Annotated in this window: 22 protein-coding genes; 14 read left to right on the plus strand and 8 right to left on the minus strand. The window is 70.0% G+C overall.

Features of this window, described 5'->3' with window-relative positions:
- Window positions 1–41 precede the first annotated feature (41 nt).
- The 11 genes from macS to VF330_RS34770 all read left to right on the plus strand — a co-directional run bounded on the left by macS (window position 42) and on the right by VF330_RS34770 (window position 9,598).
- Window positions 42–1,202, plus strand: coding sequence for a MacS family sensor histidine kinase (macS, locus tag VF330_RS34720; RefSeq protein WP_330855963.1), 1,161 nt, complete (start codon window positions 42–44; stop codon window positions 1,200–1,202).
- Entirely contained in the window at window positions 1,199–1,861 is a 663-nt protein-coding gene (locus tag VF330_RS34725; RefSeq protein ID WP_330855964.1) for a response regulator transcription factor, read from the plus strand. The genes macS and VF330_RS34725 overlap by 4 nt, the downstream gene beginning before the upstream one ends.
- Before the next feature lie 20 nt (window positions 1,862–1,881).
- Entirely contained in the window at window positions 1,882–2,391 is a 510-nt protein-coding gene (locus VF330_RS34730) for a DUF1707 domain-containing protein (RefSeq protein WP_330855965.1), read from the plus strand.
- A gap of 48 nt (window positions 2,392–2,439) precedes the next feature.
- Complete coding sequence (locus VF330_RS34735) at window positions 2,440–3,894, plus strand: SDR family oxidoreductase (RefSeq protein WP_330855966.1); 1,455 nt, start codon at window positions 2,440–2,442, stop codon at window positions 3,892–3,894.
- Window positions 3,895–3,931: 37 nt separating this feature from the next.
- On the plus strand, window positions 3,932–4,963 hold the full coding sequence (gene tdh, locus VF330_RS34740; RefSeq protein WP_330855967.1) for an L-threonine 3-dehydrogenase: 1,032 nt from the start codon (window positions 3,932–3,934) through the stop codon (window positions 4,961–4,963).
- On the plus strand, window positions 4,963–6,141 hold the full coding sequence (locus VF330_RS34745) for a glycine C-acetyltransferase (RefSeq protein ID WP_330855968.1): 1,179 nt from the start codon (window positions 4,963–4,965) through the stop codon (window positions 6,139–6,141). The genes tdh and VF330_RS34745 overlap by 1 nt, the downstream gene beginning before the upstream one ends.
- A gap of 102 nt (window positions 6,142–6,243) precedes the next feature.
- The gene (locus tag VF330_RS34750) at window positions 6,244–7,074 is read left to right on the plus strand and encodes a DUF5753 domain-containing protein (protein WP_330855969.1); all 831 of its coding nucleotides are present in this window, start codon (window positions 6,244–6,246) and stop codon (window positions 7,072–7,074) included.
- A gap of 13 nt (window positions 7,075–7,087) precedes the next feature.
- Complete coding sequence (locus tag VF330_RS34755; protein WP_330855970.1) at window positions 7,088–7,255, plus strand: DUF397 domain-containing protein; 168 nt, start codon at window positions 7,088–7,090, stop codon at window positions 7,253–7,255.
- 29 nt (window positions 7,256–7,284) lie between these two features.
- The gene (locus tag VF330_RS34760; protein ID WP_330855971.1) at window positions 7,285–7,758 is read left to right on the plus strand and encodes a sigma-70 family RNA polymerase sigma factor; all 474 of its coding nucleotides are present in this window, start codon (window positions 7,285–7,287) and stop codon (window positions 7,756–7,758) included.
- Window positions 7,743–8,756 (plus strand): hypothetical protein, encoded by a 1,014-nt coding sequence (locus VF330_RS34765; protein ID WP_330855972.1) that lies wholly within the window; start codon window positions 7,743–7,745, stop codon window positions 8,754–8,756. Before VF330_RS34760 ends, VF330_RS34765 begins: the two co-directional genes overlap by 16 nt.
- On the plus strand, window positions 8,753–9,598 hold the full coding sequence (locus VF330_RS34770) for a LysR family transcriptional regulator (protein WP_330855973.1): 846 nt from the start codon (window positions 8,753–8,755) through the stop codon (window positions 9,596–9,598). The genes VF330_RS34765 and VF330_RS34770 overlap by 4 nt, the downstream gene beginning before the upstream one ends.
- On the opposite strand, the gene VF330_RS34775 is transcribed toward VF330_RS34770, so the two are convergent.
- Window positions 9,595–10,044, minus strand: coding sequence for a MarR family winged helix-turn-helix transcriptional regulator (locus VF330_RS34775; protein ID WP_330855974.1), 450 nt, complete (start codon window positions 10,042–10,044; stop codon window positions 9,595–9,597). The two genes, VF330_RS34770 and VF330_RS34775, sit on opposite strands and share 4 nt — an antisense overlap.
- Before the next feature lie 81 nt (window positions 10,045–10,125).
- Here VF330_RS34775 and VF330_RS34780 point away from each other — a divergent pair, with 81 nt between their 5' ends.
- Window positions 10,126–10,542 carry a RidA family protein gene (locus VF330_RS34780; protein ID WP_330855975.1) on the plus strand — a complete coding sequence of 139 codons (417 nt, stop codon included), beginning with the start codon at window positions 10,126–10,128 and terminating at the stop codon, window positions 10,540–10,542.
- Here the strand turns inward: VF330_RS34780 and ptsP are convergent.
- From ptsP to VF330_RS34810, 6 genes are read right to left on the minus strand one after another with little or no spacing between them, the layout of a single operon-like run.
- The gene (ptsP, locus tag VF330_RS34785) at window positions 10,539–12,170 is read right to left on the minus strand and encodes a phosphoenolpyruvate--protein phosphotransferase (protein ID WP_330855976.1); all 1,632 of its coding nucleotides are present in this window, start codon (window positions 12,168–12,170) and stop codon (window positions 10,539–10,541) included. The two genes, VF330_RS34780 and ptsP, sit on opposite strands and share 4 nt — an antisense overlap.
- A gap of 47 nt (window positions 12,171–12,217) precedes the next feature.
- The gene (locus VF330_RS34790) at window positions 12,218–13,087 is read right to left on the minus strand and encodes a ribokinase (RefSeq protein WP_330855977.1); all 870 of its coding nucleotides are present in this window, start codon (window positions 13,085–13,087) and stop codon (window positions 12,218–12,220) included.
- Entirely contained in the window at window positions 13,084–14,001 is a 918-nt protein-coding gene (locus tag VF330_RS34795; protein ID WP_330855978.1) for a substrate-binding domain-containing protein, read from the minus strand. Before VF330_RS34795 ends, VF330_RS34790 begins: the two co-directional genes overlap by 4 nt.
- A 33-nt stretch (window positions 14,002–14,034) precedes the next feature.
- Window positions 14,035–14,940 carry an ABC transporter permease gene (locus VF330_RS34800; protein WP_330855979.1) on the minus strand — a complete coding sequence of 302 codons (906 nt, stop codon included), beginning with the start codon at window positions 14,938–14,940 and terminating at the stop codon, window positions 14,035–14,037.
- A complete protein-coding gene (locus VF330_RS34805) occupies window positions 14,937–16,361 on the minus strand; it encodes a sugar ABC transporter ATP-binding protein (protein ID WP_330855980.1) in 1,425 nt (474 codons plus the stop codon). The genes VF330_RS34800 and VF330_RS34805 overlap by 4 nt, the downstream gene beginning before the upstream one ends.
- The gene (locus VF330_RS34810; RefSeq protein WP_330856002.1) at window positions 16,358–17,323 is read right to left on the minus strand and encodes a LacI family DNA-binding transcriptional regulator; all 966 of its coding nucleotides are present in this window, start codon (window positions 17,321–17,323) and stop codon (window positions 16,358–16,360) included. Before VF330_RS34810 ends, VF330_RS34805 begins: the two co-directional genes overlap by 4 nt.
- 112 nt (window positions 17,324–17,435) lie before the next feature.
- Here VF330_RS34810 and VF330_RS34815 point away from each other — a divergent pair, with 112 nt between their 5' ends.
- Both VF330_RS34815 and VF330_RS34820 read left to right on the plus strand, forming a co-directional pair.
- Complete coding sequence (locus tag VF330_RS34815; protein ID WP_330855981.1) at window positions 17,436–19,364, plus strand: DUF2339 domain-containing protein; 1,929 nt, start codon at window positions 17,436–17,438, stop codon at window positions 19,362–19,364.
- Between the two features lie 83 nt (window positions 19,365–19,447).
- Window positions 19,448–20,533: a YncE family protein gene (locus VF330_RS34820; protein ID WP_330855982.1), complete on the plus strand. Its 1,086-nt coding sequence runs from the start codon at window positions 19,448–19,450 to the stop codon at window positions 20,531–20,533.
- Here the strand turns inward: VF330_RS34820 and VF330_RS34825 are convergent.
- Window positions 20,461–22,587 carry an MMPL family transporter gene (locus VF330_RS34825; RefSeq protein ID WP_330855983.1) on the minus strand — a complete coding sequence of 709 codons (2,127 nt, stop codon included), beginning with the start codon at window positions 22,585–22,587 and terminating at the stop codon, window positions 20,461–20,463. The two genes, VF330_RS34820 and VF330_RS34825, sit on opposite strands and share 73 nt — an antisense overlap.
- Between the last annotated feature and the right edge of the window lie 70 nt (window positions 22,588–22,657).

Here is a 22,657-nt window from a genome sequence, read left to right on the forward strand (position 1 = left end):
CCACGTTCACGCGGCAGGATGGTGCTCGAAAGGAGCACAGCGTGCGCGAAGAGCCTGCCGAACGTGTGACGAAGGTGATCGACGACCCGGCCACGCCCCTGTGGCGCGGGGTGATTGCGCTACGCATAGTCACATTCCTGTTCGCGGCGGCGAACGTCATCGCGAACCAGGACGGGTACGTCCGGCCGTGGCTCGCGTGGGTCACGCTCGGGGCGATGGCGCTGTGGTCCGGGCTCACCAGCCGCGCCTACAGCACGACGTGGGGCAGGCGGTGGCCGGTCGTGCTGGTCGACCTGGTGCTGACCTGCGGGCTGATGTCGTTGTCCCAGCTCATCATGTCCGACCACCAGCTGCTGACGCTGAACGTCCCGCTGATCACGACGATCTGGGCGTGCGTCCCGGCGGTCGCGCTCGGGGCGCTCGGCGGCGCCTACGCGGGACTCGCGGGCGGGCTGGCGGTCGGGCTCTCCACCTACCTGTCCAAGGGCGTGCCGAGCCTCGACCTGCTGCGCGACGTCGTTCTGCTCGGCGGCGCGGGCATGGTCGTCGGCATGGCGTCGGCCACGGCACGGCGTTCGGCGGTGCTGCTCGCCCAGGCGCTGCGGGCGGAAGCGGCGACGGCGGAACGCGAACGGCTCGCCCGTTCGATCCACGACAGCGTGCTGCAGGTCCTCGCCCGTGTGCGCAAACGCGGTCTGGAGGTCGGCGGTGAGGCGGCCGAGCTGGCCAGGATGGCCGGCGAGCAGGAGGTCGCGCTGCGGAACCTGGTGGCCGCCGCGCCCGTCGACTCCACTGTGGATGGCGACGTCGACCTGCGGCCCGGTCTGCAGCTCCTCGCGACGCCCAGGATCCAGGTCTCGACGCCCGCGACGCAGGTGATGTTCGCCGCGGGCGCGGCGGGCGAGCTGACGTCGCTGGTGCGGGAGGCGCTGTCCAACGTGGACAAGCACGCCGGTGACGACGCACGGGCGTGGGTGCTGCTGGAGGACCTCGGGGAGGAAGTCGTGTTGAGTGTCCGTGACGACGGTCCCGGCATCCCCGAAGGCAGGATCGCGTCGGCTGCCGCGGAAGGCAGGATGGGCATCGAGAAGTCGATCAAAGGCCGGGTGGAGTCGCTCGGCGGGACGCTCGAGCTCCAGACCGGGCCGGGGGAGGGCACGGAGTGGGAGGTTCGGGTGTTCAGGAAGGGGGCGGCAAGATGACGGTCTCGGTGATGGTCGTGGACGACCACCCGATGTGGCGCGAAGGCGTGGCACGCGATCTGCAGGAACGCGGTTTCGAGATCGTGGCGACCGCGGGCGACGCGCCCTCGGCGGTGCGGATCGCGAAGGCCGTGCGGCCCAACGTGGTCCTGATGGACCTCAACCTCGGCGAGCTCTCCGGGGTCGACGCCACCGCGATGATCACCAACGAGCTGCCGGACACGCGCGTGCTGGTGCTGTCCGCGTCCGGCGAGCACGACGACGTGCTGCAGGCCGTGAAGGCCGGCGCCTCGGGTTACCTGGTGAAGTCCGCGTCGTCGGAGGAACTGGTCGAGGCCGTCTCCCGCACCGCCGCCGGCGACGCCGTCTTCACGGCGGGTCTGGCGGGCCTGGTCCTGGGCGAGTACCGGCGCATGGCCGCGGCGCCCGACGACTCCGAGGAGAAGCCCCAGCTGACCGACCGCGAGACCGAGGTGCTCCGGCTCGTGGCCAAGGGGCTGACCGCGCGGCAGATCGCGAACCGCCTGGTGATCTCCCACCGCACGGTCGAAAACCACGTCCAGTCGACTTTGCGCAAACTCCAACTGCACAACCGGGTGGAGTTGGCGCGTTATGCCATCGAGCACGGTCTCGACGCCGAACCGGAGGCAGAGAAATGACAGACCCGAGAGACTTACGCGTGTCCGACGCGGAACGCGAGCACGTCGTCAGCCTGCTGAACAAGGCGGTGGGCCGCGGCATGATCACGCTCGACGAGTTCACCGTCCGCACGGACACCGCCCTGGGCGCGAAGACCAGGGCCGACCTGAACGTCGTGCTGGTCGACCTGCCGGGCATGGTCAACAACGAGGTGGCGCAGGCCCGCACCGAGCTGAAGAACACGATGGGCACCACGACGCGCAAGGGCCACTGGGTCGTGCCGCGCGAGCTCGTCATCCGCAACACCCTCGGCACCACGAACCTCGACTTCACCGCCGCCGAGGTGCCGGAGGTCGTGAACGTCGACCTGGACGTGTCGTTCGGGTCGGTGAAGCTGCTGCTGCCCGCGGGGTCGTCGGTGGACGTCAACGCCGTGGAGATCACCGCCGGGGAGCTCAAGGACAAGGTGAACTCCGCCACGGGGAGCCCGCACTTCACGCTCAGGGGCGCGGTGCGCGGCGGGTCCGTGGTGATCAAGCGCAAGCGCTGACGTTCGTCCTGATCTGCACGGACCCACCGCAGACCGCAGGATCGAGGCATGCGATGTCTCGTGACCGGCGCGACCGGATACCTCGGCGGACGGCTCGTGCCCAGGCTGCTGGCGGAGGGGCACCAGGTGCGGTGCCTCGTCCGGTCGCCGGAGAAGCTGCGCGACGTCCCGTGGGCCGCTGACGTCGAGATCGTGCGCGGGGACGTGCTCGACGACCTCGACGAGGCGATGCGGGACGTCGAGGTCGTGCACTACCTCGTGCACTCGTTGAACTCGAAGGACTTCGCCAACGCCGACAAGAAGGCCGCCGAGAACACGGCGCGGGCGGCCGAGCGCGCGAACGTGCAGCGGATCGTCTACCTGGGCGGACTGCACCCCGAGCACACCGAGCTGTCGCCTCACCTGGCCTCCCGCAAGGAGGTCGGCGATGTCTTCCTCGCCTCGAAGGTCCCCGCCATCGTGCTCCAGGCGGCGGTGATCATCGGGTCGGGGTCGGCGAGCTTCGAGATGCTGCGGTACCTGACCGAGCGCCTGCCGGTCATGATCACGCCGCGCTGGGTGCACAACCGGATCCAGCCGATCGCCGTGCGGGACGTGCTGCGCTACCTCGTCGACGCCACGACGCGCGAGAACACGAACCGCACGTTCGACATCGGCGGCCCGGACGTGCTCACGTACCTGGACATGATGCTGCGGTACGCGAAGGTCGCCGGCCTGCCCAAGCGCCGGGTGGTGCCAGTGCCGTTCCTCACGCCGCGGCTGTCCTCGCACTGGGTGAACGTCGTCACGCCGGTGCCGAAGTCGATCGCCAAGCCGTTGATCGAGTCGCTGGTGCACGAGGTGGTGTGCCGGGAGAACGACATCCGCGAGGTGCTGCCCGGCGACAACGTCGGCTACGACAAGGCGGTCGCGCTCGCGCTCGCCAAGACCCGCGACGCCGACGTCGAGACGCGCTGGTCGGGCGCGTCGACCCCGGGAGCGGCGAGCGAGCCGTTGCCGACCGACCCCGACTGGTCCGGCGGCTCGGTCTACACCGACGAACGCGAGCACAGGACCACCGCGTCGCCCGACCGGCTGTGGGACGTCGTCGAGGGCATCGGCGGCGAACGCGGCTGGTACTCGTTCCCGCTGGCCTGGGCCGTGCGGGGCTGGATGGACCGGCTGGTCGGCGGGGTGGGGCTGCGCCGCGGCCGGCGGGACCCGCAGCGGCTGCACGTCGGCGAGGCGCTCGACTTCTGGCGCGTCGAGGAGATCGAACGCGGCCGGCTGCTGCGGCTGCGGGCCGAGATGAAGGTGCCCGGCAAGGCGTGGCTGGAGCTTCGAGTGGCGGCCAACGAGGGGTACGGGTCCACTTACCGCCAACGCGCCGTGTTCGTGCCCAAGGGCCTCGCCGGACATCTCTACTGGTGGGCCGTCTGGCCGTTCCACGGCATCGTGTTCGGCGGCATGGTGCGCAACATCGCCAATGAAGCCGAGCTGCACAAGAACTTCAGAAAGTCCTGATGGACTGCACAAGCAGCAAAGGGTGAGACTTCGGAGCATGAAGGCTCTCGTCAAGGTCGCCGCAGGGCCTGGCCTCGAACTGACCGACGTCCCGGACCCCACTCCCGGACCGACGGACGTGCTGGTCAGGGTGTTGCGCACGGGTATCTGCGGCACCGACCTGCACATCGACTCGTGGGACGACTGGGCGGCCCAGAACATCAAGGCGCCGCTGGTCCTCGGGCACGAGTTCGTCGGCGAGGTCGTCGAGGTGGGCGCCTCGGTCACCAGCGTGAAGGCCGGTGACCTGGTCAGCGGCGAGGGCCACCTCGTGTGCGGGAAGTGCCGCAACTGCAAGGCCGGACGGCGTCACCTCTGCGCCAACACGCGCGGTCTCGGCGTGCACTCCGACGGCGCGTTCGCGCAGTACGTCGTGCTGCCCGAGCAGAACGCGTGGGTGCACCGCACGCAGGTCGACCTGGACGTGGCCGCGATCTTCGACCCGTTCGGCAACGCCGTGCACACCGCGCTGAGCTTCCCCGTCATCGGCGAGGACGTGATCATCACCGGCGCCGGCCCGATCGGCATCATGGCCGCCGCCGTCGCCAAGCACGCGGGCGCGCGCAACGTCGTGATCACCGACATCTCCGAGCACCGCCTGGACCTGGCGCGCAAGGTCGGTGTCGACCTCGCCGTGAACGTCGCCGAGAAGACGATCGCCGACGCGCAGGCCGAACTGGGCATGGCCGAGGGCTTCGACGTCGGCATGGAGATGTCCGGCAAGCCCGTCGCGATGCGCGACATGATCGCGAACATGGCCCACGGCGGCCGCATCGCGATGCTGGGCCTGCCCGCCGACGAGTTCTCCGTCGACTGGAGCAGCGTCGTGCTGAAGATGCTGCAGATCAAGGGCATCTACGGCCGCGAGATGTTCGAGACCTGGTACTCGATGACCGTGCTGCTGCAGCGCGGCCTCGACCTCGCACCGGTCATCACGCACCGGTACGACCACACGCAGCACGCGGAGGCGTTCGCCACCGCGCGCGAGGGCAAGTGCGGCAAGGTCATCCTCGACTGGACGGGAGCCTGATGTACGGCGAGCTGAAGAACGACCTGGTCAAGACGATCGGGGAGATCCGGGAGGCCGGGCTCTACAAGTCCGAGCGCGTGATCGGCACCCCACAGAACGCCGCCGTCCGGGTCGGTTCCGGTGACGAGGTCCTGAACTTCTGCGCCAACAACTACCTGGGTCTCGCCGACCACCCGACGCTCGTCGAGGCCGCCAAGAAGGCCCTCGACGACTGGGGCTTCGGCATGGCCTCGGTGCGGTTCATCTGCGGCACCCAGGAACCGCACAAGGAACTGGAGCGCAAGCTCAGCGAGTTCCTCGGCACCGACGACACGATCCTCTACAGCTCGTGCTTCGACGCCAACGGCGGCCTGTTCGAGACGCTGCTGGGCGCCGAGGACGCGATCATCTCCGACGAGCTGAACCACGCGTCGATCATCGATGGCGTGCGCCTGTCGAAGGCGCGGAGGTTCCGCTACAAGAACCGTGACATGGACGACCTGGAGCGCCAGCTCAAGGACGCCGCCGACGCCCGCTACCGGCTCATCGCGACCGACGGCGTGTTCTCGATGGACGGCTACCTCGCGCCGTTGGACGAGATCTGCGACCTCGCCGAGCGCTACAACGCCCTGGTCATGGTCGACGACTCGCACGCCGTCGGCTTCACCGGCCCGACCGGCCGCGGCACGCCGGAGCTGTTCGGCGTGCAGGACCGCGTCGACATCGTCACCGGCACCCTCGGCAAGGCGCTGGGCGGCGCGTCCGGCGGCTACACCTCCGGCCGCGCGGAGATCATCGAACTGCTGCGCCAGCGCTCGCGCCCGTACCTGTTCTCGAACTCGCTCGCGCCCTCGATCACCGCCGCCGCGATCGCGACGCTGGACATGCTGTCGTCGTCCACGGAACTGCTGGCCCAGCTGCGGTCGAACACCGAGCTGTTCCGCCGGCGCATGACCGAGGAGGGCTTCGACCTGCTGCCCGGCGAGCACCCGATCATCCCGGTGATGATCGGCGACGCGGCCGAGGCGGCGCGGCTCGCCGACCTGCTGCTGGACCAGGGCATCTACGTGATCGGCTTCTCCTACCCGGTGGTGCCGCACGGCAAGGCGCGCATTCGCACGCAGATGTCCGCCGCACACACGACCGATGACGTCAATCGCGCCGTGGATGCATTTGTAGCCGCACGGGCGAAGATGTAAAGACGGGTAGGGCTTGGACCGGTTCTAAGGAATTACTTCCTTCGGGCAAACAAGGCTGGATTCATTGGAGCCGGTCCCCGTGTTTCTTCTAGCTTTGTCGGCATGCCACGACGTAAGTCCACTGTGGTGGGCCGCGAACTCGGCGAAGCCGTCCGCAACGCCATCGGTCCAACCAAGCTGAACCAGCGCAGACTCGCCAAAGAACTCGACTGGGACGAGGCCAAGCTCTCCGACCTGGTTCGAGGCAAGGGCGGCGTGAACGAAGCCGAGCTGATGCTGCTGCTGGGCTACTGCCGCGTCGATCCCCCCGAGGTCAGGCGTCTCATCGCCCTCTTCCACGAAACGCGCGACAACTGCTACCTCCAGATTCCCGAAGACGGGATTCCGGATCAGGTGCGCACCTTGATCGAACAGGAGCAACTCGCCAACGCGATCACGGTCTGGTCAGCACTCCTCGTCCCGGGCCTTCTTCAAACCGTCGATTACATGCGTGCACTCGTCGCCGAGTGGCCACCGAACGAATCGGTCGACTACGAGGACGTGATCAAGGCCAGAATCGAGCGCCGTCGACTCCTTCACTGGGATCGCACGTTCGTCTTCTACATCCACGAATTCGCGCTGCGCCTGCCGGTGGGTGGTCCGAGCGTCATGAAGGACCAGCTCATCCACCTGCTCGGGGTGGCGGAGCGCTCTTACGTCACCGTCAAAGTGGTACCGACTGCCATCGGACCGCATGCAGGCGCCTCCGGATCATTCCTCCAGCTCCGCTACGAGAAGTTCGATCCGGTGATCTTCATCGAGAGCAAGACCTCTTGCCTCTTCATCGAGGACCCGACATCGCTCGCCACATACGCCAGGGTCCTGAAGCGGCTCGACGCCCAAGCGCTGGATGCGGAAGACTCGAAGGAGCTGATCAGAAGCATCCAGTTCTGAGGAGATGTCTCGTATGTCGATCTGGCGCAAGAGCTCCTACAGCCCCGACGCCAGCGACTGCGTCGAGGTCGGGCGCGGCATCGGCATCCGCGACAGCAAGGCACCCGCCGCGCACGTCCCCGTGTCGGACGAGGCGTGGTCCGCGTTCCTCCGAGATGTGACCCGCGTCACTCAGCGGTAAGAACCGGCCGGCTCGGCGCACTTCCTGACGTGGAGGAATTCTCGAGCGTCTACCGCGAGTGCTACCCGCGGGTGCTCGCCTACGCGGCGAGTCACGCGGGGGCGAAGGTCGCCGAGGACATCACCAGCGAGACCTTCACGATCGCCTGGCGCAAGTCCGCGCAGATGCCGTCGAACGCGTTGCCGTGGTTGCTCGGCATCGCGCGCAACCTGGTGCGGCAGAGCCGGCGTCAGACGACGCACTACGAGCTCACCGACTTCCCCGCGGAGGACGAGTTCGCGGTGATCGAGCTGCGGGCGGCGTTGTCGAGCCTGTCCGAGGCCGACCAGGAGGTTCTCACGCTGATCGCGTGGCACGGGCTGGCGGCGGCGGAGGCCGCGCAGGTGCTCGGGTGCACGACGGCGACGTTCTTCGTGCGGCTGCACCGGGCCCGGCGGCGTCTGCAGGCTGCTCTCTGGACTCCGAAATTCGATCAAGCGAGGCAGTCGTGGAAGACCTCCTGAAGGACCTGGCCCAGGCCAAGCCGCCCACTCCCGAGGTCGACCGCGACCGGATGGAGAGCGACCTCGCGCGCATCACCGCGCTGCCGCGGGAGAGGCCCGCGCGCGGGCAGTTCGTGCGGCGGTTCGCTCCGCTGCTGGCCGCGGCCGCGGTGATCGCGCTCGTGGTGGTCCTGCTGCCCCGGTCCGTCGAACCCGTGCGGCCCGCCGCGCCGCCGCGGTGGTGGCACGTGTTGACGGAGGAACGGTCGCTGATGCTCGTCGGCGACCCGGCGGCCCCGTACCTGGTGGAGTTCCTGTCGAAGACCGACCGGTGGCTGAGCAGGGACACCGAGGTCGCGGTCCTGCAGAAGGACGGCACGGTGGCGCCGTACTCGCGGGAGAGCGAGGAGACCTGGGAGGCGGCGGGCCGCCCGGACACGGCACCGCAGGTCGGCGGGAGCCACTCCGTGCGCATCGGGCCGATGAAGCCCGCGCTGCGGAAGGCGTCCGTGTCCGGCTACCAGATGTCCCTGCACAGCGACGTGCGGCTGGACTCCGTCTCGTCGCTGCCCACCGACCAGGCGGAGCTGCGCAGGACGCTGGAGTCGCTCGTCGGCGAGGATCCCTACCGGGTGGCGACGCTCGCGATGGACCTGATGTCCGCGAACGTGAGCGACGACCAGCGGCGGGCGGTGTTCGAGCTGCTCAAGACGGTCGAGGGTGTGCGGTACCTCGGTGAGGTGCCGGTGACCGAGGACAGGACGGGCGTCGCCGTCGCGATCAAGGCGCCGCCGACGTTCCAGTTCTCCGACGTGGAGACGCGGCTGTTGGTCAACCCGGAGACCGGTCTGCCGATCAGGAGGATCGACCTGCTCACCACCTCCTACCGCGACCTGCCCGCCGGCCTGCCGATCTCGGTGGAGGACTACCTCCTGCTGGACAGCACGACGATCGACCCGATCGTGCCGCAGGACATCCCGGTGAACGGCGAAGTGGAATCCCCCATCATTGAGCGGTGATCGACCCACGACGGCTCCGCGTGCTGCGCGCACTCGCCGACCACGGCACCGTGACGGCCGCGGCAGCCGCGTTGCACCTCACGCCGTCAGCCGTCTCGCAGCAGTTGGCCGCCCTCGAGTCCGAGGCCGGCCATCCGCTGCTGCTGCGCAAGGGACGCCGTGTGTCGCTGACGCCGGCGGGTTCGCTGCTGGTCGCGCACGCCCACGTCGTCGCCGCTGAGCTCGAACGCGCGCAGGCCACGTTGGACGCGCTGGCCTCGGGTTTCGCGGGCCGGGTGGAGGTCGCGGCGTTCGCGTCGGCGATCACGCAGGTGGTGGCGCCCGCGCTGGCGGCGTTGAAGTCGCGGTCGGTCGAGCTGTCCGTGCGCGACGCCGAGGGGCACGAGAGCGTGCGGTTGCTGCTGGACGGCGAGATCGACGTGGCGATCACCGAGGAGCACCGCACCACGGACCGGCTGACCCGGTTTCCGCTGTACACGGAACCTTTCGACGTGGTGCTGCCGCCGGGTCGGGGGACGGTCGAGCCGGTGGACCTGGCTTCGCTGGCCGACGAGGACTGGGTGGTGACGCTGCCCGGCAACCCGCTACGGGACGTGGTGGAGATGGCGTGCGCGCAGGCAGGCTTCACGCCGCGGATCCGGCACACGTCCGACGACTTCCGCGCGATCGAGGCGCTGGTCGCCGCCGGGGCCGGGGTGGCGCTGGCGCCGCGGAACGCCGTGCGCGGGGTGCCGGTGTCCGGGGTCGCGCCGTTGCGGCGGGTGGTGGCTGCCGTCCGGCGCGGGTCGGAGGAACATCCGCTGATCAGGGCGGTGTTGGACGAGCTCCAAGCAGCTCGTTAGGGCGGCGGGATCGAGACCCGCAGCTTCGCCGCGATCCGCGTCAACGCCTGGCGGTCCTCCGCCGTGAGCGGGTCGAGCACGAACTGCCGGACGGCCCGCAGGTGCGTGGGCGCGGCCGCCTGGACCACCTCGAACCCCGAGTCGGTCAGTGACGCGATCGTGTACCGGCCGTTGTCCGGGTCCGGGTAGCGCTCCACCCAGCCGCGTTGCTCGAAGCGCTTGACCACGTTGGACAGGCGCGAGAGCGAGCCGTTCGCCAGGAACGCCAGCTCGCTCATGCGGATGCGGCGGTCAGGGGCCTCCGAGACGTGGCTGAGCACCAGGTAGTCGAACAGGCTCAGGCCCGACTCCTCCTGCAGCGGCGCCTCCAGCCTGCCCGGCATCAGCAGCAGCAACGAGACCAGGCCGGTCCAGGCCTCCTTCTCCTCCGTGTTCAGCCACTCCACGCCGCAGAGCGTACTTCACGCTTAAAGTCGTGTATGTTGACTTCAAGCGTGAATTCAAGCGTGAAGTCAGAGGAGGCAGAGATGAGCGAGGTCGAGTTCTTCGCGACGCCCGGATACGGCGAGACGCAGTCGGAGAACATGCACTACAGCCAGGCCGTGCGGATCGGCGACCGGGTCGAGATCTCGGGACAGGGCGGCTGGAGCGACGAGTTCGAGTTCCCGGAGACGTTGGAGGAGGAGATCGTCCAGGCCTTCGAGAACGTCGAGCGCACGCTGCGGACGGCCGGCGCGAGCTGGGCCGACGTCGTGCACGTCAACTCGTACCACGTGCTCGGCGACGACGGCTTCGACGAGCACAACCGGATCGTGGTCGAGCAGTTCCGCAAGTGGATGAGCGAGCGCAAGCCGATCTGGACCGAGAGCGGCGTCACCGCCCTCGGTCACCCGAAGATGCGCATCGAGATCCGCGTGACCGCGGTAACCCAGAAGACGAGCTAGTGCGGGGCGCGGGCCGCGAGCTTCGCCGAGCCGGGGTCGGCCGCCGCGAGGGCGCCGCGGGCCGCGAGCTGGCAGATGTCCATGCTGGACGTGGCCAGGCGGGCGCCGACGCCGGACAGTGCCGTGTGGTTCATCGACAGCGACGTCACGCCGAGGCCGATGAGCACGCACGCCAGCAGCGGGTCGGCCGCTGCCTCGCCGCACACGCCGACGGGCTTGCCGGTGGCGGTGGCCGCCTCGCCGACCAGGGCGATCAGGCGCAGCAGCGCGGGCTGCCACGGGTCGTTCAGCGCGGCCACGCCGCCGAGCTGGCGGTCCGCGGCGAAGACGTACTGGGCCAGGTCGTTGGTGCCGATCGACACGAAGTCGACGACCTGGAAGATCTCGCGGGCGGACAGCGCGGCCGACGGGACCTCGACCATCACACCGGCGCGGGCGATGCCGGCGGCACGGGCGCGTTCGACGAACCACGCGGCTTCGGCGGCGGTCGCGACCATCGGGGCCATGACCGAGACGTCGGCACCGGTCGACTTCGCCGCCGCGGCGATGGCTTCGAGCTGGCGCTCCAGCACCTCGGGGCGGTCGAAGGCGACGCGCAGGCCGCGGACGCCCAGGGCCGGGTTGGGCTCGGGGTCAGGGTTCAGGAACGCCAGCGGCTTGTCCGCGCCCGCGTCGAGGGTGCGCACCACGACGGGCTTGCCGGCGAACGGCTTCAGCACGGCCTCGTACGCGGCGGTCTGCTCGGCGACGGTCGGTTCCTCGGCGGCGTCCAGGAAGCAGAACTCCGTGCGGAAGAGGCCGACGCCCTCCGCACCCGCGGCGGCAGCGGCGGCCGCGTCGGCGGGCGAGCCCACGTTGCCGAGGACCTTCACGCGGTGGCCGTCCTTGAGGACGCCGACGCCGTTCCACTCGACCTTCTTGCCCGTGCCGGCGGAGCGGACCTTGCCGTCGGACTCGCGGATCTGGCCGGTGTCGCCGTCGACGTCGAGAGAGGTGGCCTCGAACGCCAGGATGCCGCGGCACGCGACGACGGCGGGGATGCCGAGCGAACGCGCGAGGATCGCGGTGTGAGAAGTGGGGCCGCCCTCTTCGGTGACCAGGGCGAGGACCTTCGACGGGTCGAGGCCCGCGGTGTCGGCGGGTGCGAGGTCGCGCGCCACCAGCACGGACGGCGACGCGAGGTCCGGCACGCCGGGAGCGGGCTGGCCCAGCAGCTCGGCCACCACGCGGTCGCGGACGTCCTGGACGTCGCGGGCGCGTTCGGCCATGTAGCCACCGGCGGCCTGCAGAGCACCGATGAACTTCTGCGCCGCCTGGTGCACGGCGCGGGCCGCGGGCAGCGACTCGCCGGTGACGAGCTTCTCCGCGGACTTGATCAGGGACGGGTCGCCGGCCATCGCGGCGGTCGTCTCCAGCACGGCACGGGCGTCGCCCTCGACGGTCTTCGCGCGCTCCATCAGGCGCTGCGCCACGACCTCGGTCGCCGGACGGATCCGCGCGGCTTCCGCGGCCGGGTCCGCGGGTCGCGGACCCGCGGGAGGTTCCGGCAGGGCCTCGGCGACCCTGACCACGGGGCCGGTTGCCCGGCCGCTGCTCACACCGACACCGCTCAGCCGCGCGCTCGACATGGTCTAGACCATACCCCTCACCGGTGTTGCGCCGACAGCACGGTTTGTTAAATCGAGCTGACCTCGGCCGTGGTCGGGTAGGACGGCTGCGCGCCCGCCTTCGTGACGGACAGCGCGGCGACCTTCACCGCGTACCGAGCAGCTTGCCCGAGGTCGTCGCCTTCGGCCAGCCGTGCGGACAAAGCACCGGCGAACGCGTCGCCGGCACCGGTCGTGTCGACGACCTCGGCCACCTCGACCGCGGGCACCTCGACGACTCCCGTCTCCTCCACGACGGCGACGCCGCGCGAGCCGAGCGTGACGATCGCCGACGTCGGTCCGAGCGCGAGGAGCTCGGACCAACCGGACGCGAGCTGCGCGGCCTCGTGCTCGTTGACGACCAGCACGGTGAGGGCGGCCAGCGTCGACGAAGGCAGCTCGGCCACCGGCGACAGGTTGAGCACGGTGCGGACACCGGCGGCGGAGGCGACGTCGATCGCGTGGACCACCGTCTCCAGCGGCACTTCCAGCGAGCACGTCAGCACCCGCACGCCGTCGAACGACAGACCGTCCACATCGGACGACGATACGTCGGCGTTCGCGCCGGGGGAGACGACGATCGAGTTCTCGCCGTCCGGGGTCACGGTGATGTAAGCGATCCCGGTCGGTCGCGTGGAGGTCTTCACCAGCGAGGTGTCGACGCCGGACGACGCCAGCGACTCGCGCAGCAACGAGCCGTACCCGTCGTCACCGACAGCGCCGACCAGTGCCACGGACGCCCCGACACGGGCGGCGGCGACGGCGGTGTTCGCGCCCTTGCCGCCGGGCAGCACGACGGTGTCGCCGCCGAGCACGGTCTCACCACCCGCGGGCCGCCTGCCGACCTCGACCACGAGGTCGGCGTTGGCGGACCCGAGAACCAGCAGAGGCTTCGTCACTTGGTGAACTCTGCCACGTTCTGCTTCGTGATGACCTTGACCTCGACGTCCACGACCTGCTGAACGGACTCGCCCTTCGCGGCGTGCACGGCCTGCTCGACGGCCTTCGACCCGAGCAGCTTCGGCTGCTGCGCCACGGTCGCGGCGAGCGTGCCCTCCTGGATCGCCTTCAGGCCGTCGGGCGTGCCGTCGAAGCCGACGACCATGACGTCCTTGCCCGCGCGGGCGCCGAGCGCCTTGATCGCGCCGAGCGCCATCTCGTCGTTCTCGGCGAAGATGCCCTTCAACGTCGGGTGGCCCTGCATCAGGTTCGTGGTCTCGTTGAGGCCCTTGGCGCGGTCGAAGTCCGCGACGGCCTCGGCGGCGACCTTGATGTTGCCGCTGTTGAGGCCCTGCTCGAAGCCCTGGCCGCGGTCGCGCGACGCCGACGCGCCCTGGATGCCCTTCAGGTGGCCGACCTCGCCGGAGGTGGCGCGGCCGAGCTCGATGGCCGCGAGGCTGCCGCCCTGCACGTTGTTCGACGCGACCTCGGCGGCGACCTTGCCCTCGACGGAGCGGTCGACCGAGATCAGCGGGATGCTCGCCAGCTCGGCCGCCTTCGCGGCGGGCGCGGACTGCTTGGAGTCGACCGGGTTGAGGATGATCGCCTTGACGCCCTGGGTCACCAGCGTCTGCACCTGGTTGACCTGGTTCGTCGCGTCGTTCTGCGCGTCGACCACGGTCAGCTTGGCGCCGAGCTGGTCCGCCATCTCCTGCGCGCCCTGCTGGAGCTCCACGAAGAACGGGTTGTTCAGAGTGGACACCGCGAGGCCGATCGTGATGTCACTTCCTCCTGACGCCCCGGTACCGCCGCACGCGGTCGCGGCCAGTGCCACCGCACCGAGGGTCAGCGCGATCCGTCGGGTCACCTTCATCAGTGTCTTCCTTACCTGTTGCGGGGTTCTTGCTCAGCGACGGCGGAGTGAGTCGAGCAACGCGGCGAGAGCGATCACCACGCCGATGACGACCTGCTGCCAGAAGGGGTGCACCTGCAGCAGGTTGAGGCCGTTGCGCAGGACGGCGAGCACGAGCGCGCCGACCAGCGTCCCGGTGGCGCGGCCGACGCCACCGGACAGCGACGCACCGCCGATGACGACGGCGGCGATGGCGTCGAGCTCGTAGCCGGCCGCTGCCTGCGGACCGGCGGACCCGAGCCGTCCCGCGAGCACGAGGCCCGCGGCGGCGGCGAACAGGCCGGACAGCGCGTAGATCCAGAGCTTCTGCCGGCGCACGTCGATGCCGCTGAGCTTCGCGGCCTCCTCGTTGCCGCCGATCGCGTACATGCGGCGGCCGAGGTTGGTGCGCGTCAGGATCAGACCGGTGATGCCGAAGAACGCGAGCATCAGCAGCAGCGGCAACGGGAGCATCGGCGCGAGGTTCGAGCCGAGGAACGTCACCAGCTCGTCGGTGTTGTGCGGCTGGCCTTCCGAGACCACGAGCGTGAGGCCGCGGGCGACGCTCAGCATGGCCAGCGTCGCGATGAACGGCGGCAGCTTGCCGTAGCTGATCATCGCACCGTTGACGAGGCCGCACAGCGCGCCGACGACCAGGCCGACCGGTCCGGCGGTGAGGGCGCCGACCATCGCGGCCAGCGCGGCGATGCTGCCGACCGACAGGTCGATGCCGCCCGCGACGACGACGAACGTCATGCCGAACGCCAGGATCGCGATGGCCGCGGCCTGCACGCCGACGTTGACGAGGTTCTGCGCGGTGAGGAACGCCGGGTTCGAGATCGCGAGCGCCAGCGCGAGGACGAGGAGTCCTGCGAGGGCGCCGTTCTCGCTGGCGTACTTGCGGATGCTGATCGTGGTCATGCGGAGATCTCCTGCACGGCGAGTGCCATCACCTGGTCTTGGGTCGCGCCACGGGGCAGCTCACCGGCCACGCGGCCGTGCGCCATCACGACGACGCGGTCGCTCATCCCGATCACCTCGGGCAGGTCGCTGGACACGAGCAGCACGGCCCGGCCCTGCGCGGTCATGCGGTTGACCAGCTCGTAGATCTCGACCTTGGCGCCGACGTCGACGCCGCGGGTCGGTTCGTCGAGGATCAGCACCTTCGGGTCGGCCAGCAGCCACTTGCCGATGACGACCTTCTGCTGGTTGCCGCCCGACAGCTCCTTCACGGGCTGGTCGACGCGGCCCTTCACGCGGAGCTTGCCCGCGATGTCGTGCAGGCGCTTCGCGTCGCGGTTCTCCAGCGTCACGAGCTCGAGGTTCTGGCCGACGGTCGCCGTGAGCACCAGGCCCTGGCCCTTGCGGTCCTCCGGCACCAGGCCCAGACCGGCCTTGATGGCGGCCTGGACGTCGTGGCGGCGCAACGGCTTGCCGTCGACCTCGACCGTGCCGCTGTCGTAGTCGTCCACGCCGAACGCCGCCCGCGCGACCTCGGTGCGCCCGGCGCCGACCAGTCCGGCGATGCCGACGACCTCGCCCGCGTGGACCTCGATGTCGATGTCGCTGAACACGCCGTTCTTCGTCAGGCCCGAGATCCTCAGCAACGGCTGCCCGGCGCGCTGCCGTTCGCGCGGGTACTGCTCGTCGATCGGGCGGCCGACCATCAGCTCGATCATGTGCTGGGTGGTGGCGCGCGGGCCGAGCACGCCGACAGACCTGCCGTCGCGCAGGACCGTGACGCGGTCGGCGATGCGCTGGATCTCGTCGAGGTGGTGGGTGATGAAGGTGAGCCCGACGCCGTTGTCCCGCAGCTGCGCCATGATCCGCAGCAACCGGTCGGTCTCGGTGTCGGTCAGGACCGCGGTCGGCTCGTCGAGGATCAGCACGCCCGCGTCCTTGTCGAGCGCGCGGGCGATCTCGATCATCTGCTGCTGGGCGATGCCGAGGTCGCGCACCTTGGCGTCCGGGTCGACGTCGAGGCCGACGCGGTTCAGCAGCTCCGGCGCCCTGCGGCGCATCTCGGCGCGGTCGACGAACCCGAACCTGCGCGGCAGCCGGTTGAGGAACAGGTTCTCCGCGACGCTCAGCTCGGGGACGAGCGCCAGCTCCTGGTGGATCACGGCGAGGCTGGTGCGGCCCTCGATCGTGCCGGAGTCGTGGCCGTGGATGCCCGCGAGGACCTTGACCAGCGTCGACTTGCCCGCGCCGTTCTCGCCGAGCAGGACGTGGACCTCGCCCGCGTTGATGTCGAGGTCGACGCCGTCCAGCGCCTTGGTGGCGCCGAAGTGCTTGGTGATGCCGCGTGCGGTGAGCAGCGTCGTGTTCCTGTGGGTGTTCACAGCTCGGCCTCCCCGAGCGAGCCGCGCAGCACGAGCTTCGCGGTCAGGCGGACGTCGTCGGGCTGACGGCCCTCGATCAGGGCGAGCAGGCTGCGCGCGGCGGCCTTGCCCATCTCGACGGTCGGCTGCGCGATGACGGTGATCGGCGGGTCGAGCAGCGGGAACCACGGCTGGTCGTCGAACACCGCGAACGCGATGTCGTGCGGGATCTGCAGGCCGCGGGCCCTGACCTCGCCCAACGCGCCCAGGCCCATCAGGTTGTCCATCGCGACGAGCGCGGTGGCGCCGTTGTCGAGGAGCCTGGCGGCGGCCTGGCTGCCGCTCTCCTGGCGGAAGTCGCCGTGCACGACCTGCGCGAGGCCGCCGAGCGACCCCGTGAGCACGTCCGTCCGTTCTCTTCCAGTGGAGGTGTTCGGCGGACCCGCGATCACTCCGATGCGGGTGTGGCCGGCGCCGACGAGCCGCCGGGCGAGCGCGGTCAATGCCTCGCTGCCGTCGGCGCGGACGACAGGGCATGTCGCGCCCTTGACCGTCCGGTCGAGCAGAACCAGTGGTACGCCGCCTGCGCTCACTTCGCGGACCAGACCCGGATCGTCTGTCGCGGGGCACAGCAGGAGGCCGTCCACCCGGCGGTCGAGCAGGGTGCGCACGTACGTGGCCTCCTGCTCGGCGCTCTCGTCGGCGTTCCCGATCACGACGCAGTAGCCGTGTGACCGGGCCTCGTCCTCGACCGCTCGCGCGATCTCGGCGAAGAACGGGTTCAGCAGGTCGCTGATGACCAGGCCCAGGGTCTGGGTGCTGGTGGTGCGGAGGGATCGCGCCAGGGCGTTGGGCCGGTAGCCGAGCTCCTCGATCGCGGCGAGCACGCGCACACGGGTCTCGGGAGTCGGCGCGGCATGGCCGTTGAGCACGCGCGACACGGTGGCCGTGGAGACGCCGGCGTGCTGCGCGACGTCCTTCATGGTCGTCACGAGGACTTAGTTAATCGATTACACATCTATGTAGTCAAGCTGAGACCGGTGGATGAGTAGGTGTACGGATGTCACTCGGCATGCGCTGCCGCACTCTGATCACATGAACGGACAGGATCGCCTCGGGGACGAGCAGCGGCTCGCGCTGGAGCTCGCGGCCATCGGGCAGCGGCTGGTGACGATCAGCTCGGAGATGCGGGAACGCACGTCGGGCCCGGTGGCGGCCGCGGCGACCGCAGTCGCCGAGGTCGTCGCACCTCCGACGCCCCCGCGGCCGATGCCCGCCCAGGCGCCGGTCCCCGGTCCGATCCCGCAGCAGGCCCCGCCGCCTCCGCCGGTTCAGGGCCCGCCCGTGCAGGCCAACCCGTGGTCGCAGGCCGCTTCGGCGCCGCTGCCGCCTCCGCCCGGTCCCCAGTTCCCGCCGCCTCCGCAGGCGCCGTGGCCCCCGCAGCAGCCGTGGGGTCCGCCGCAGCCGCGTGAGACGTTGTTCGAGAAGCTCGGCAAGGACGGCGCCGGCGCGAAGCTGCTGGCGTGGGTCGGTGGCGCGATCACCGTGCTCGGGTTCGTGCTGCTGCTGGTCCTGGCCGTGCAGCGCGGCTGGCTCGGCCCGTTGCCGCGGGTCATCGGAGGCGCGGTGTTCAGCAGCGCGCTGATCGGCATCGGCGTCTGGCTGCACCGCAACCCCGCCGGACGCGTGGGGGCGTTCGCGCTGGCCTTCACCGGTTTCGCGGGCATGTACCTGGACGTCATCGCGGCCACGAGCCTCCACCACTACTTCCCGGCGGCCGTGGGTCTCGTCGTCGGGCTCGCCGTCGCCGCGACCGGTGTCGTGCTGGCCGTGCGCTGGAACTCGCAAGCGCTCGCGGTCACCGTCGTCGTCGCCTGCGCCGTCTGCTCGCCCGCGCTCACCGAGGGCTTCACCGTCCTGCTCGTCGCGTTCCTGCTGGTGCTGAAGATGGCCAGCACACCGGTGCAGATCCGGCGCAACTGGCCGGGTCTCGCGATCGCCGGTGGCTTCCCCGCGATCCTCGCGTCGCTGGTCACGACCGCGACCGCCATCCCGCGCAGCTACGAGTGGACCGTCGTCGCCGTGGCCGGGGCGACGACCGTCGTCGGCATCGTGGTCGCGCTGCTGACGATCCGGAAGCGCCGCGACGACGTCGTGGCGATCGCCCTGGTCGCCGGGTCGGCGCTGCCGGCGCTGTTCGCGACGACGTTGCTGGACCGGACGTCCGCGTCGGTGCTCGCCGGTGCGGTGGCCGCGGTGCTGCTGGCGATCTGGATGGTCCCCGACCTGCCGCGAGCGTTTGCGACCGCGGCCGGTGCGACCGGCATGCTGGCGTTGTTCCAGACCACGGTCATCGCGCTGGACGGCAACGTGCGGACGGCGATCGTGCTGGCCGAGGCGGTGCTGCTGGCGTTCCTCGCGGCGCGGCTGAACAAGAAGAGCGCGCTGGTCGGCTCGATCGCGTTCGGCGTCGTCGGGTTCTTCATGGCCGTCGGACTGGCCGTGCCGATCACGTGGCTGGTCGACGAACCCCGCTTCTTCAACACCGTCTCGCCCGGCGACTACGCGGCCGGTCTCATCACCGCCGTGGTGCTGGGGATCTACGCGGCCGTCGCGCCGTGGGCCGCGCTGAAGATGCAGGTGCTGCGCGAGCCGGCCAAGCACCCGTTCCCGTGGATCGTCTCCGGCCTGGTGCTGCTCTACGGCGCGGCGGGTGCGGTGCTGTGCGCGGCGCTGCTCGTGTCGCCGGATGAGACCGGGTTCCTCTTCGGACACTCGATCGTCACCGTCTCGTGGACGATCGCGGCACTGTTCCTGCTGGTCAAGGGGATCGGCAACAAGGCGCTGCGGATCTCCGGCCTGATCCTGGTCGGTGCCGCGGTGGTCAAGCTGGTGCTGTTCGACCTGTCCGCGCTCGACGGCATCGCCCGCGTGCTGGCGTTCCTCGGCGCCGGTCTGGTCCTGCTCACCGCGGGCACCCGGTACGCGAAGCTGGTGGCCTCGGCGAACCAGCCGCGCCCGTGACCGGTACTACGAGAAGGCAAATGTTTCGCTCGACCGGGTGACCGAAGTGGATTGAAAGCACCCGGAAGTGGTCCCATCGCCGCATGGCAAAGCCACGCCTCGTGGCCGCGGTTGTAGCGCTCTCAGCGGCCTTCGCGGCGATGGGTGTTCAGCAACGGCACGAGTACACGACCACTTCCACCGCTTCGGTCGCCCCGCTCGCGTACGTGGTCGGCAAGACGGGTCTCGTGCAGATCGTCGACACCAGGACGGGTGCCGTTCTCGCGAAGGCCGACACCGGGGGCCGGGCGACGGGGGTCGCCGTCTCGCCCGACGGGCGGCGGCTCTACGTGGTCAACGGCTGGACCGGCGCGATCACCGTGGTCGACCCGCGGACGGGCGCGATCCTCGACCGGATCTTCACCCAGGTCCAGCTCTCGCACGCGGCGATGCGCCCGGACGGTCAGCGGCTCTACGTCTCGGCGGCCGGCAGCGTCGCGGTGGTGGACCCGGAGAACTTCCGGCTGGTGGCGGCGGTCAAGGTCGGCGGCGGTCCGCAGGGGCTCGCGGTCCACCCGAGCAACAGGGTCCTCTACGTCGCGAACTCGCAGGACGGCACGGTGAGCCTCGTCGACACCGCGACCGCGTCCCAGACCTCGACGATCCAGGTCGGCGGCATGCCGCAGTTCCTCGCGATCTCGCCCGACGGCACCCGGCTCTACGTGAGCGGCATGCGCCTGGGGGACACCACGCCCGGGACGTTGTCGGTGATCGACACGACCACGAACCAGGTCGTCGGCTCGGTGGAGACCGGCAGGGGAGCGGGCAGCATCGCGGTGACGCCGGACGGTGCCACGGTCTACCTGACGCTGCCGAAGGACGGCGAGGTCGTGGTCGTCGACGCGGCCACGATGCAGGTGCGCGAACGTCTGCCCATCGACTCGCCGGGCGTCGCCATCGCTCCTGGCGACTCGAGGGTCTTCCTCGCGACCGGAGCGACGACGACCGTGCTGGACAGCTCGAACACCGTGCTCGCCACGTACCGGATGAAGACGGGCGAGCTGGAGGAGGCGAGGCCGCGCCAGTTCGACGCGGCCATGATCGCCTTCCCCGTCGCTCAGCCGACCGCGACCGGCTTGCGGACCTCGTCGTCGAACGGGTCGTCGAGGTCGTCCGCCGGCTCGTCGTGAAGCGCGAGGCGTTCCTGGATCCGCTTGAGCGGACCGGGTGACCACCACGCGGCGTTGCCGAGGAGCTTGAGCACCGCGGGCACGAGCAGCATCCGGACGACGGTGGCGTCGAGCGCCAGCGCGAGGATCATGCCGACGCCGACGAACCGCATCATCGCGACCTGCGAGAACGCGAACGCGCCGGTGACGACGATCAGCAGCAGCGCCGCCGAGGTGATCACGCGGCCGGTCTTGGCCAGGCCGGTGGTGACGGCCTCCTCGGTCGTCGCGCCCTGGCTGCGCGCCTCGACCATGCGGGACAGCAGGAAGACCTCGTAGTCCGTCGACAGGCCGAACACGATCGCCGCCATCAGCACGACGATGCCGGACTCGAGCGGTCCCGGCGTGACGCCGAGCCAGTCGGCGCCGTGACCCTCCTGGAAGATCCAGACCAGCACGCCGAACGTCGCCGACAGCGACAACGCGCTCATCAGCACGGCCTTGATCGGCAGCACGACCGAGCCGAACGCGAGGAACATCAGGATCAGCGTCGCGCCCACGAGCAGCGCGATCATCAACGGCAGCCCGGCCGCGATGGCGTCGAGCGAGTCGCTGACGATGGCGGTGGTGCCGCCGACCAGCACCTCGGCCCCGGCGGGCGGGGTGAGCGCGCGGACGTCCTTGAGCGCCTGCTTCGACTCGTCGCTCAGCGCGTCGCCGTCGAGGCCGGCCGAGGCGGACGTGACGCCGTTGGCGGAGCCGGTCGGCTGGACACCCTTGATGCCGGAGACCTCGCCGACCTTGCCCAGGTAGTCCTGGACCGCGGCCTGGTCGCCGCCCTCGACGACGACCTTGAAGCCCTGGCTGGAGAGCGCGGAGAAGTTCTGGTTGATGTTCTCGGTGGCGACGCGCACGGCGTTGCCCTCGGGCAGCACCTTCTCGGTGACCTGGCCGAACTGCACGTTCAGGAACGGCGAACCGAGCGCGACGAGCACACCGATGATCGGCACGGCGATCAGCAGGGGCCGCTTCATGACCGCGCCGCTGAGCTTGCGCCAGCCGCGTTCGCTGGGCTCCTTCTTGCGCCACGGCATAGCGAGCTTGTCGACCCGCTTGCCCAGGACGCCGAGCAGTGCGGGCAGCAGCGTCAGCGAGACCAGCGCCGCGATCGCGACCGAGGCCACGCCGCCGTACGCGAGGGACTTCAGGAAGCCGTGCGGGAAGAGCAGGAGGCCGGCCAGTGCGATGACCAGCAGTGTCGCGCTGAACACGACGGTGCGACCGGCGGACGCGACGGTGCGGCCGACGGCCTGTTCGGTCGTGCGTCCCTGCGCGAGCTCCTCGCGGAACCGGCCCACCATGAACAGCCCGTAGTCGATCGCCATGCCGAGGCCGAGCAGCGACGCGACGTTGACGGCGAACGAGTTGACCTCGGTGAAGATCGCGACGGCGTGCAGCACGCCGAGCGCGCCCATGATCGCGAGACCGCCGACGACGACGGGGAGGGACGCGGCGACCAGTCCACCGAAGATGATCACGAGCAGGAGCAGGACCAGCGGCAGCGAGAACATCTCGGCGCGCGTCAGGTCTTCCTGCGACATGTCGTTGATGGCCTTCTGGGTGGGCACGAGCCCACCGACCTGCTGGGTGAAGCCGTCGATCGCGAGCTGGCCCTCGACGTCCTGGAACTGCTTGATCTGCTCGTTCGAGTCGCCGCTGCTCAGCGTGATGGCGACGAGCGCCTGCTTCTGGTCGTCGGAAGGCACCGGCCCGACGGTCTTGAGCACGTCGTCCTTGGGGAAGCCGCTGATGTGGTCGGCGACCTTCTTGAGCTCGAGCGGGTTGGCGAAGTCGCCGCGGTAAATGACGATCACGTCACCGTTCTGCCGCCCGAACGCCTCCTCAGCTACCTTGTCGGCCCGCGCCGCCTCGCTGGAAGGAGCTTCGTAGCCGCCCTGGCTGAGCCTGTCGAACACGCCCAGGCCCCACACGCCGCCCAAGACGGCGAGCAGCACTGTCGCGACCAACACCACCCACCGGCGGCGATATGCGATCGAGCCCCACTTCGCGAACATCGGCGACGGCCTCCTGGGTTACCGTTCTGTAAATCTCGTGAACTCTTGTAAACACCGTTCACTGAAACCG

Source organism: Lentzea sp. (assembly GCF_036380075.1).
Taxonomy (GTDB): domain Bacteria; phylum Actinomycetota; class Actinomycetes; order Mycobacteriales; family Pseudonocardiaceae; genus Lentzea.

Excerpts from the sequence above, each read along its gene's own strand:
- VF330_RS34725 (WP_330855964.1), top strand. The coding sequence starts at position 1,199 with ATGACGGTCTCGGTGATGGTCGTGGACGACCACCCGATGTGGCGCGAA.
- VF330_RS34735 (WP_330855966.1), top strand. The coding sequence starts at position 2,440 with ATGCGATGTCTCGTGACCGGCGCGACCGGATACCTCGGCGGACGGCTC.
- tdh (WP_330855967.1), top strand. The coding sequence starts at position 3,932 with ATGAAGGCTCTCGTCAAGGTCGCCGCAGGGCCTGGCCTCGAACTGACC.
- VF330_RS34745 (WP_330855968.1), top strand. The coding sequence starts at position 4,963 with ATGTACGGCGAGCTGAAGAACGACCTGGTCAAGACGATCGGGGAGATC.
- VF330_RS34750 (WP_330855969.1), top strand. The coding sequence starts at position 6,244 with ATGCCACGACGTAAGTCCACTGTGGTGGGCCGCGAACTCGGCGAAGCC.
- VF330_RS34755 (WP_330855970.1), top strand. The coding sequence starts at position 7,088 with ATGTCGATCTGGCGCAAGAGCTCCTACAGCCCCGACGCCAGCGACTGC.
- VF330_RS34780 (WP_330855975.1), top strand. The coding sequence starts at position 10,126 with ATGAGCGAGGTCGAGTTCTTCGCGACGCCCGGATACGGCGAGACGCAG.
- ptsP (WP_330855976.1), bottom strand. The coding sequence starts at position 12,170 with ATGTCGAGCGCGCGGCTGAGCGGTGTCGGTGTGAGCAGCGGCCGGGCA.
- VF330_RS34795 (WP_330855978.1), bottom strand. The coding sequence starts at position 14,001 with ATGAAGGTGACCCGACGGATCGCGCTGACCCTCGGTGCGGTGGCACTG.
- VF330_RS34800 (WP_330855979.1), bottom strand. The coding sequence starts at position 14,940 with ATGACCACGATCAGCATCCGCAAGTACGCCAGCGAGAACGGCGCCCTC.
- VF330_RS34810 (WP_330856002.1), bottom strand. The coding sequence starts at position 17,323 with ATGAAGGACGTCGCGCAGCACGCCGGCGTCTCCACGGCCACCGTGTCG.
- VF330_RS34815 (WP_330855981.1), top strand. The coding sequence starts at position 17,436 with ATGAACGGACAGGATCGCCTCGGGGACGAGCAGCGGCTCGCGCTGGAG.
- VF330_RS34820 (WP_330855982.1), top strand. The coding sequence starts at position 19,448 with ATGGCAAAGCCACGCCTCGTGGCCGCGGTTGTAGCGCTCTCAGCGGCC.
- VF330_RS34825 (WP_330855983.1), bottom strand. The coding sequence starts at position 22,587 with ATGTTCGCGAAGTGGGGCTCGATCGCATATCGCCGCCGGTGGGTGGTG.